Annotated in this window: 10 protein-coding genes and 1 pseudogene; 7 read left to right on the forward strand and 4 right to left on the reverse strand. The window is 69.2% G+C overall.

All coding sequences use genetic code 11. From position 1 onward, the window contains the following. Positions 1–242: hypothetical protein (locus AC3WRI_RS32405; RefSeq protein WP_492294959.1), on the forward strand; the 242-nt coding region annotated here is incomplete at its 5' end. Further along, positions 239–721, forward strand: coding sequence for an Lrp/AsnC family transcriptional regulator (locus AC3WRI_RS32410; protein ID WP_010813722.1), 483 nt, complete (start codon positions 239–241; stop codon positions 719–721). The genes AC3WRI_RS32405 and AC3WRI_RS32410, both read left to right, overlap by 4 nt. Here the strand turns inward: AC3WRI_RS32410 and AC3WRI_RS32415 are convergent. Together AC3WRI_RS32415 and AC3WRI_RS32420 are read right to left on the reverse strand one after the other, a co-directional pair. Then, on the reverse strand, positions 718–1,173 hold the full coding sequence (locus AC3WRI_RS32415) for a MarR family winged helix-turn-helix transcriptional regulator (RefSeq protein WP_058696677.1): 456 nt from the start codon (positions 1,171–1,173) through the stop codon (positions 718–720). The two genes, AC3WRI_RS32410 and AC3WRI_RS32415, sit on opposite strands and share 4 nt — an antisense overlap. A gap of 17 nt (positions 1,174–1,190) precedes the next feature. After that, entirely contained in the window at positions 1,191–1,748 is a 558-nt protein-coding gene (locus tag AC3WRI_RS32420) for a flavin reductase family protein (RefSeq protein WP_010813720.1), read from the reverse strand. A gap of 156 nt (positions 1,749–1,904) precedes the next feature. On the opposite strand from AC3WRI_RS32420, the gene AC3WRI_RS32425 reads away from it, so the two are divergent. The 5 genes from AC3WRI_RS32425 to msrA all read left to right on the forward strand — a co-directional run bounded on the left by AC3WRI_RS32425 (position 1,905) and on the right by msrA (position 7,288). Continuing rightward, positions 1,905–2,975: a 2,5-dihydroxypyridine 5,6-dioxygenase NicX family protein gene (locus AC3WRI_RS32425; protein ID WP_010813719.1), complete on the forward strand. Its 1,071-nt coding sequence runs from the start codon at positions 1,905–1,907 to the stop codon at positions 2,973–2,975. Continuing rightward, positions 2,972–3,793 (forward strand): alpha/beta fold hydrolase, encoded by an 822-nt coding sequence (locus AC3WRI_RS32430; RefSeq protein ID WP_492294960.1) that lies wholly within the window; start codon positions 2,972–2,974, stop codon positions 3,791–3,793. The genes AC3WRI_RS32425 and AC3WRI_RS32430 overlap by 4 nt, the downstream gene beginning before the upstream one ends. A gap of 88 nt (positions 3,794–3,881) precedes the next feature. Continuing rightward, complete coding sequence (locus AC3WRI_RS32435) at positions 3,882–5,135, forward strand: acyl-CoA dehydrogenase family protein (protein WP_011615843.1); 1,254 nt, start codon at positions 3,882–3,884, stop codon at positions 5,133–5,135. Beyond that, a complete protein-coding gene (locus AC3WRI_RS32440) occupies positions 5,132–6,667 on the forward strand; it encodes a class I adenylate-forming enzyme family protein (RefSeq protein ID WP_492294962.1) in 1,536 nt (511 codons plus the stop codon). The genes AC3WRI_RS32435 and AC3WRI_RS32440 overlap by 4 nt, the downstream gene beginning before the upstream one ends. 78 nt (positions 6,668–6,745) lie before the next feature. Next, positions 6,746–7,288, forward strand: a complete 543-nt coding sequence (gene msrA / locus AC3WRI_RS32445) for a peptide-methionine (S)-S-oxide reductase MsrA (RefSeq protein WP_010813715.1) — start codon at positions 6,746–6,748, stop codon at positions 7,286–7,288. A 58-nt stretch (positions 7,289–7,346) separates the two neighbouring features. Here the strand turns inward: msrA and AC3WRI_RS32450 are convergent. Further along, positions 7,347–8,036, reverse strand: a pseudogene (locus tag AC3WRI_RS32450) (CoA-binding protein); the annotation flags it as partial. 170 nt (positions 8,037–8,206) lie between these two features. Next, positions 8,207–9,222, reverse strand: a 1,016-nt coding sequence (locus tag AC3WRI_RS32455) for a DUF72 domain-containing protein (protein WP_492294964.1), incomplete at its 5' end; no start/stop codon positions are given.

Here is a 9,222-nt window from a genome sequence, read left to right on the forward strand (position 1 = left end):
CCGGGCCAGACCGGGGTGGGGGGGGAGAGGGGCGGGCTGATGTCCCACAGCCGGCGCGGGTCTTGATTGGGGGCGGTCATAAGGGTGCGCGGCGCCTTTGCAAGGCGCCGTCGTTGTCTGCCTCGATGACGGAAATCATAGTCAAAATTGCCGGCAAGAGGCTTGCTAAATGGACCGTCGATGCGGTCATCTTTCGCATAAAATGCGAAGAATTGATGATTAGTCGAAGGAAATTCGAATGAACCTCGATCCCACCGACCTGCGCATCCTGACCTGCCTGCAGGAGAACGGCCGCATCAGCAACCAGGACCTGGCCGACCGCGTGGCGCTGTCGCCTTCGGCATGCCTGCGGCGGGTGCGCCTGCTGGAAGAGTCAGGGGTGATCGGCGGCTACCGCGCCTGGTTCGACGCCGAGCAGCTCGGGCTGGAGCTTGAGGCGATCGTGCAGGTCTCGATGCGCCATGATGTGGAAGGCTGGCACGACACCTTTATCGCCGCGGTTCAGTCGTGGCCGGAAGTGCTGTCCGCGTACATCATCACCGGCGACAGCAACTACATCCTGCGGGTGCAGGCGCGCAACCTGAAGCACTACTCGGACTTCATCGTGAACCGGCTGTACCGCACCAAGGGCGTGATGGATATCCGCTCGAATATCGTGTTGCAGCGCATCAAGGTGGACAGTTCGCCGCTGGCGATCCTGAAGGCGGCGGAGGGCGCCTAGCGTTGCGTATGCAGCGCAATCAGCTGCTGCAGGGCTTCTTTCAGCAGCGCGCCCTGGCGCGGGCCAAAGTCGTCCAGCACTGCGCGCTCGTGCTGGGCGGCGCGTGCCAGCAGCGGCTGGGCCAGCGCGAGGCCGCGCGGGGTGATCGAGATCAGCGCCTGGCGGCGGTCGGCCTGGCCGGCGCGGCGCGTCACCAGCCCGTCGGCGGCCATGCGGTCGACCAGCTTGGTCAGCGTCGGCTGCTTGGTCAGCGTGATTTCGGCGAGCGTGCCGATGGTGCAGTCGGGGCGGTCGGCCAGCGTGGCCAGCACGCGCCATTCCTGCACGGACAGGCCGCTGGCCTCCACTTCGCGGTGGAATTCGCCCGAGATCAGGTGGCTGGCGCGGGCCAGCAGGTAGGCCAGGTAGCCATCGACAAAGGGCAGGGGGGATTGCGCGGGCAGGTCCGCCATGATGGGCCCGGTGCCGTTCAGAGGTCGAGGGGGGCGGTGGTGGTGAACTGGCCGCCCTGGAATACCAGCGGGCCGTCGCTGCCATCGAGCACGCCGCAGCGCTCGACTTCACCCACGAAGATGATGTGGTCGCCCTCGTCGTAGCGGCTGCGGTTGTGGCATTCGAACCAGGCCAGCGCATTGGACAGGATCGGCAGGCCGGTGGCCGAGAGCCGGTAGTCGACGCCGGCGAAACGGTCGCCCTTGAGGGTGGCGAAGCGCTGGCACAGCTCCAGCTGCGAGGCCGACAGCACGTTGATGATGTAGTGGGTGCCGTCGCGGAACATCGGCAGGCTGTTGGCGCGCGTGGCCATGCTCCACAGCACCAGCGGCGGATCCAGCGACACCGAATTGAACGAACTGGCGGTGATGCCGATGAACGGCGGCGCGCCGGCGGCGACCGACGCGGCGCTGGCGCGCGTAGTGATCACCGTCACCCCGGTTGCGAACTGCGACAGGGTGCGGCGGAAGTGCTGCGCATCGAAATCTGGTGCGGCGGCGCTGGTGATCTGTGGCTGGGCCTCAGGCATGCCCATGGGGGCTCCGCTGGAGTTCATGAAATTTCATATATATTATTCGCGCCATGGGCATCGAGTACAAGCCCGGCGACCACCAATCCGCGATGCGGGCGTTGGCTGGCGCACAAAACCAGGCGAGCCCTGCCGCCATACAAGAACAACCGGAGACAAGTCATGCTCATCGAGCAGATCGAACACCGCTGGCTGGCGGCGTTCCGGCGCACGCTGGAACTCTGTGCCCTGCAGGGTGCGGAAGTCGTTGGAATTGTAACGGAGTCGCAATCCCGCCCTGTCAACGTGGCCTTGGCCGAACTGGCCGTGCAGTCGCTGGGCGCCACCCCGGTGCGGATCCAGGTGCCGACACCGGCACTTGGCGCGCCCGCGCCGGTGCGCTCCACCGGCGCCAGCGATGCCTTGCAGGGCCTCGCGCCGGTGGTGGCGGCCTTGTCGCGCTGTCACCTGGTGCTGGACTGCACGGTGGAAGGCCTGCTGCACGCGCCGGAACTGCCGCTGATCCTGCGCGGTGCCGACGGCATCGTGCCGCGCATGCTGATGGTCAGCAACGAACATCCCGAGATCCTGGAACGCTGCCAGCCCGACCCGGCGCTGGAAGGCACCGTGCGTGCCGCCATGAAGCGCCTGCGCGGCGCGCGCGAGATGCGCGTGCATTCGCCGGCCGGCACCGAGCTGCGCATCGGCCTGGCCGACGCCCGCGTGGGCGGGGTCTGGGGCTTCTGCAACAAGCCCGGCCAGGTCTCGCACTGGCCCGGCGGGCTGTGCCTGGCGTTTCCGGCCAGCCGCCAGGTCAACGGCACGCTGGTGCTGGCGCCGGGCGACGTCAACCTGACCTTCAAGACCTACCTGCGCGATACCGTGGTCTGCCATATCGAGGACGACTACATCGTCGGCGTCGAGGGGCAGGGCGTCGACGCCGACATGATGCGCGGCTACTACCAGGCCTGGGCCGATCGCGAAGGCACGCGCGATGCGTATGCGGTCTCGCACGTGGGCTGGGGCCTGAACCGGCTGGCGCGCTGGGACGCGATGACTTTCTACGACAAGCGCGACTGCAACGGCACCGAGCTGCGCGCGTTTGCCGGCAACTTCCTGTTCTCGACCGGCGCCAACGAGGTCGCCGGGCGGCATACGCTGGGCCATTTCGACCTGCCGCTGCGCAACTGCACGGTGTCGCTGGATGGCCGCAACGAGGTGGAAGCGGGCACGCTGGTGGAGGTGGCGGCATGAGCGCGACCGCGACGATGCAACGCCACGCCAACGGCATCGCCACGCTGGCCTGGGGCGATGGCCCGGTGGCGGTGGTGATGCTGCACGGCATCGGCGGCGGCAAGGCCGCCTGGCCCGCGCAGGGCGAGGCGCTGGCGCAGGCCGGCTACCGCGCCGCGGCCTGGGACATGCCCGGCTACGGCGACAGCGCCCTGATCGATCCCTATGACTTCGACGGGCTGGCGCAAGCGCTGGCGCCGCTGCTGCAGGCCGAGCGCGACGCCGGCCGGCGCGTGGTGCTGCTGGGCCACAGCATGGGCGGCATGGTGGCGCAGCAGGCCTGCGCGGCCGCGCCCGCGCTGATCGACGGCATGGTGCTGTCCGGCACCTCGCCCGCCTTTGGCAAGGGCGACGGGCCCTGGCAGCGCGACTTCATCGCCGCGCGCACCGCGCCGCTGGACGCCGGCAGGACCATGGCCGAGATGGCCGCCGGGCTGGTGCGCACCATGGTCGCGCCCGATGTCGAGCCACAAGCCGTGGCCTTTGCCACGGCGGTGATGGCGGCGGTGCCGGCGCCAACCTACCGCGCGGCGCTGGGCGCGCTGGTGCGCTTCAACCAGCGCGACGCGCTGCCGCGCATCGCGGTGCCGGTGCTGGCGCTGGCCGGGCAGCACGACACCAATGCCGCGCCCGAGGTGATGGAGCGCATGGCGCAGCGCATTCCCGGCGCCGAATACCGCTGCCTGCCGGATGTCGGCCACCTGGCCTGCATGGAGCGGCCGGCGCTGTTCAACGAAGCGGTGCTGGATTTCCTGCAGCGGCGCTTCCCCGTGCACTGAACCACGCCGCTTCCCGGCAACGCAACACAAGAACCGCCGCAGCGCCGCCACCGCATCCGGCGCGAGCAGGAAAACAGGAGACCGCGACATGCCATCCGGACAGCTCGACTTCATTCCCGCCATCGGTACGGCGGACTTTACCCCGCAACAAGCGCGCCTGCTGGCGCTGGCCAACCGCCTCGGCCGCGAGCGCTTCGCCGCGCGCGCAGCCACCTGGGACCGCGAGGCCAGCTTCCCCTTCGCCAACTATGCCGACCTGCGCGAGGCCGGCCTGCTGGCCCTGTGCGTGCCGCAGGCGTTCGGCGGCGAGGGCGCGGACTTTGCCACCTACTGCATGGTCGGCGCCGAGATCGGCCGCTTCTGCGGGGCCACGGCGCTGACGTACAACATGCATATCTGCTCGACCATGTGGACCGGCGTGCTGTCCGACGGCATCGACATGACGCCTGAGCAGCGCGCCGAGCACGAAGCCCGGCGCGAGCTGCATTTCTCGCGCGTGGTGCGCGATGGCGCGGTCTATGCGCAGCCGTTCTCCGAAGGCTCCGCCGCTGCCGCGGGCAAGGCGCCGTTCGGCACCACCGCGCGCAAGGTCGAGGGCGGCTGGGTGCTGAACGGGCGCAAGATCTTCGCCTCGCTGTCGGGCGCGGCCGACTACTACGGCATCCTGTGCACCGAGGACCGCGGCGACCAGCATCCCGACATGCGCGACACGCTCTATATCGCCGTGCCCGGCAAGGCGGAAGGGCTGACCGTGACCGGTGAGTGGGACCCGATGGGCATGCGCGGGACGGTATCGCGCACGCTGCTGCTCAAGGACGTGTTCGTGCCCGACCATGAGCAGCTGATGCCGCGCGGCGTCTACTACCGTGCCGCGCAGACCTGGCCGGCAATGTTCTTCACGCTGTCGCCGACCTACCTGGGCGTAGCCCAGGCTGCCTACGATTTCACCGTGCAGTACCTGCGCGGCGAGGTGCCGGGCCAGCCGCCGGTCAAGCGCCGCATGTACCCGACCAAGCAGATCGCGGTGGCGCAGATGCGCATCCAGCTGGAAACCATGCGCTCGATCTTCTGGCGCGTGATCCATGAGGCCAGGCCCAATCCGACCAAGGACGAGCGCCTGCGCCTGTACGCCGCGCACTACACCGTGATGGAAGGCGCCAACGACATCGCCCGGCTGGCGATCCGCACCTGCGGCGGCCAGTCGATGCTCAAGGACCTGCCGCTGGAGCGGCTCTACCGCGACTCGCGCTGCGGTGCGCTGATGCTGCCCTGGACCGCCGAGCTGATCCTGGACCGCATGGGGCGCGAGACCCTGTACGAATCCGGCGAGCGCGACGAATGAGCGCCGCCAGCCGCGCCATGCGCGCGGGCGCCGCCGGGCTGGGCGCGCTGCCGGCCATGCTGCATGGCCATGCCGCCGCGGCGCCGGGGCGGCCGGCGTTGCACTACCTGGGCCGCACCTTCACCTACGGCAAGCTGTGGCGGCGCGTCGAGCGTGCCAGCGCCCACCTGGCAGCGACGTGGGGCATCCGCGCGGGCGACCGCGTCGGCACGCTGTGCCTGAACCACGAGTTGCAGCTGGTGCTGCTGTTCGCCTGTGCGCGTGTCGGGGCGATGTTCGTGCCGCTGAACTACCGGCTGGCGCCGGCGGAGCTGCGTACCATTGCCGGCCACGCGCAACTGGCCGCGCTGTTCCATGACGAGCGCCATGCAGGGCTGGCGCAGGAGGCTGGCAGCGGCTGCCAGGTCGCGCATCTCGACCGGCTGATCGACCATCCCGCGCCGTTCGGCGTGGCCCATGCGCCGGTGCCGGACGATGCGCCGCTGCTGCTGGCCTACACCTCCGGCACCACCGGCAAGCCCAAGGGCGCGGTGCATACGCAGGCCGGGTTGCTGGCCAATGCGCGCGCCAGCTGGTGGGCGCACGGCATGACCGCGGACGACCACGTGCTGTCGGTGCTGCCGATGTTCCATGTCGGCGGGCTGTGCATCCAGACGCTGCCGGCGCTGCTGGCCGGGGCGCAGGTCACGCTGCACGACCGCTTTGCGCCGGACGCCTGGCTCGGCGCGGTCGCGCAGGCGCGGCCGAGCCTGTCGCTGATGGTGCCGGCCACGCTGCGCGCGGTGCTTGAGCATCCCGGCTGGCCCGGGGCCGACCTGTCGGCGCTGCGCGGCGTGATGGCAGGTTCGTCGACCATCCCGCTGTCGTATATCGAGGCCTTCCATGCGCGCGGCGTGCCGCTGGGGCAGGTCTATGGCGCGACCGAGACCGGTCCGGTGTCGGTGGTGCTGAAGCTGCAGGATGCGATGGCCCGGCCTGGCTATGCCGGCTGGCCGCAGCCGGAGGCGCAAGTCCGGCTGGCCGGTCCGGACGGTGCCGAGGTGGCGCCGGGCGAGGTTGGCGAGCTGTGGGTGCGCGGCGCCAACGTGATGGCTGGCTACTGGAACCAGCCTGATAACGGCCTGCCCGACGGCTGGTTCCATTCCGGCGACCTCGCGCACCGCGATGCCGGCGGCTGCATCGAAGTCGTCGGCCGCAGCAAGGACATGATCATCTCGGGTGGCGAGAACATCTATCCCGCCGAGATCGAGAACGTGCTGGCCGGCCTGCCCGGCGTGCAGGAGTGCGCGGTGGTCCGCGTGGCCGATGCGCGCTGGGGCGAGGTGCCGGTGGCGGTGATCGTGCCCGCGCCGGGCGCGCCGCGCGACGCGCTGGGCGCGGAGCCGCTGCGCGAACTGCTGGCCACGCGCATTGCCCGCTTCAAGCTGCCGCGCGAGGTGGTGCTGCTGGAGGACCTGCCGCGCAGCGCGCTGGGCAAGGTGCTCAAGCCGCAACTGCGCGCGATGCTGGAGGCGCAGCGCCAGCCTGGCTGAATCTGCTGCAAGGGCGCCAATCTGCGCTTATGCTTGAGGCCGTGACACCACAGACGACAACGCAAGGGGGCGGCGCAAATGGAACATGGACTTGAAACGGCCACGCTGGGGGGCGGGTGCTTCTGGTGCCTGGAAGCGGTCTACCAGCAGGTCGATGGCGTGGTGGCGGTGGAGTCCGGTTATACCGGCGGGCACGTGGATCACCCGACTTACCAGCAGGTTTGCGAGGGGGATACCGGGCACGTCGAGGTGGTCCGTGTCACCTTCGATCCGTCGGTGATCAACTATCGCCAGATCCTGGAGATCTTCTTCGCCATCCATGACCCGACCACGCCGGACCGGCAGGGCAACGACGTGGGGCCGCAGTACCGGTCGGCGATCTTTACGCATTCGGAGGCGCAACGGGCCACGGCGGAATACGTGATGCGGGAGTTGGCTGCCGCCAAGGTCTTTGATGCGCCGATCGTGACGCAGGTCGAGCCGGAGCAACCGTACTGGCGCGCCGAGGCAAGTCACCAGAACTACTACCAGGATCATCCGAGCCAGGGGTACTGTGCCTTTGTGATCTCGCCGAAACTGGCCAAGTTTCGAAAGCAGTTTGGGGGCAAGTTGAGGAAGTAGGGACCGGGCGCTGGGTCGGCGCCAAAAGCCGACCCTAGTTTCCCTGCGCAAACATCGCGTAACCGACCACGGCCGCGGTTTGCGGATCGTCCGCGAGGTAGTCGAGGTAATCCGAATAGTCCAGGCAGGCTTCGTTGCCGGTATTGATGAACTGGTGGAAGCCCACGTCCATCTGCCTTCCTGTGGCGTAGACGATGGCGCAGACGTTGCCGCTCTGGGTCAGCAGGCTCACGGCACCCGGGCCGTCCTGCGGCGGGAACGCGCGGAACGTGGTGGCAAATGCGGTGATGGCGCGCGTGGTCAGGTTGGCCAGCCCCATGCAGTTGGGTCCGGCGATTGCCATGCCGCTCTCGCGGGCGAAGGCCGCAAGTGCGGCCTGGCGCCCGGCACCAGCTTCACCGGCCTCGGCAAAGCCCGAGGCGTAGACGATGGCGGCACGGACGCCGCGGGCATGGCAGCGCTGCAACTGCGGCAGCACCTCGTCCGCGCCGAGCTCCAGCACCGCCACGTCAGGCACCTGCGGCACGGATTCGATATCGGGATAGCACGCCAGGCCGGCGATCTCGGCATAGCGCGGATTGACCGGATACACCTGACCCTGGTATCCAAGGCGCTGCAGGTGGTCCAGCGCCACGCCGCCGATGCGGCTGGTATCGCGCGAGGCGCCGACAATGGCTATCGAGGCAGGATCAAGCAGCTGCGGCAGGGCGGCGCGGCCCGGTGTGCGCGCCGTAGTGGAAAGGGGCATCGTCGTCTCCATCCTTCCTCGGTTGGAAGGTGCCCCGATTCAAGCCGATCGCGTGGGTGGGGACAAGCGCATGGCCTCCAGCTGTGCATATTATGCACAAGTGTTCAGGCGGTGATGGCCGTTGCCTGCGGGAGCGGCCTATCGGCCACTGTGCACTGCCGGCAAGCGATTCACCGCGCCAGCCTCGCAATGATCGACTCGGCCAGCCGCACGCAACTCAGCGGCGCGCAGCCCTCGGCGTTGTTGCTGACAATGACGATGGCAGGCTGCCCCGCGCGCAGCGTGCGTGCCACCACATCGGCAATGGCATGGCGGGTGTCGGGGTCGTCGTCGACGATGCGGTCGAAGGGTGCGTACAGCTTTTCCGCGTAGGCGTAGGGCCGGCCCCCATGCAGCATCCAGCGCAGCACCAGCGGGCCTGGCGCTTCCTCGTCCATCAGCGCCTGCGCCGCGGCCTGGCGCGGCACCGGCGGCAGGCGGTCACGTGCCGACAGGCAGAAGCGCACCCCGTGGCGGCGCAACAGCCGGATATAGCGTGGCGTCAGCAGTGCTGGGTCGCGCAGCTCTACCGTGTAGCACGCATGCGGGGTGATCGACGGATCGAGTGCCGGCAGCGCGCCCAGGAAGGCATCGAGCCGCTCCAGGAACACGGCGCTGTCGGCCAGCGGACCCATCGGCGACAGCTGGAACAGCAGCGGCCCGCATTTGCTGCCCAGCCCGCTGGTGGCGGGCACGATGAAGTCGCGCACCGCGATCTCGGCATCGAGGAAGGCAGCGTTGGCCAGCCGGCCGGCGCCGTCGGAGCCGCGCAGCCAGGCATCGCAGACGCTGGCGGGCGCCTTGACCAGGAAGCGGAAGCCGTCGGGGACCTGCGCGGCATAGGACAGGTAGTCCGCCAGCGGGATCGGCCCGTAGAAGCCGCGGTCGATGCCGGCGGCACGCAGCAGCGGATGGCGCGAATATGCGGCCAGGCCCTTGCGTGACAGCAGGCTGTCGCCGTACTCGCCGTCATAGACCAGCCCGTTCCAGCCGGGGTAGGCCCAGGAGGATGTGCCGAAGTACAGGTTCGATGGCAGCTGCGCGGCGAGCGCGCACAGGGTTTCGTCCGCCTGTGCGGGTTGCACGCTCTTGCCACGCGCAGGTTTGCCGGAGGGGGCGGCGGGCGGCTCCGCAGGGGCAGGTGGGG

The sequence above is a fragment of the Cupriavidus sp. FW305-27 genome (genome assembly GCF_058787995.1).

Excerpts from the sequence above, each read along its gene's own strand:
- AC3WRI_RS32410 (WP_010813722.1), top strand. The coding sequence starts at position 239 with ATGAACCTCGATCCCACCGACCTGCGCATCCTGACCTGCCTGCAGGAG.
- AC3WRI_RS32415 (WP_058696677.1), bottom strand. The coding sequence starts at position 1,173 with ATGGCGGACCTGCCCGCGCAATCCCCCCTGCCCTTTGTCGATGGCTAC.
- AC3WRI_RS32420 (WP_010813720.1), bottom strand. The coding sequence starts at position 1,748 with ATGGGCATGCCTGAGGCCCAGCCACAGATCACCAGCGCCGCCGCACCA.
- AC3WRI_RS32425 (WP_010813719.1), top strand. The coding sequence starts at position 1,905 with ATGCTCATCGAGCAGATCGAACACCGCTGGCTGGCGGCGTTCCGGCGC.
- AC3WRI_RS32430 (WP_492294960.1), top strand. The coding sequence starts at position 2,972 with ATGAGCGCGACCGCGACGATGCAACGCCACGCCAACGGCATCGCCACG.
- AC3WRI_RS32435 (WP_011615843.1), top strand. The coding sequence starts at position 3,882 with ATGCCATCCGGACAGCTCGACTTCATTCCCGCCATCGGTACGGCGGAC.
- AC3WRI_RS32440 (WP_492294962.1), top strand. The coding sequence starts at position 5,132 with ATGAGCGCCGCCAGCCGCGCCATGCGCGCGGGCGCCGCCGGGCTGGGC.
- msrA (WP_010813715.1), top strand. The coding sequence starts at position 6,746 with ATGGAACATGGACTTGAAACGGCCACGCTGGGGGGCGGGTGCTTCTGG.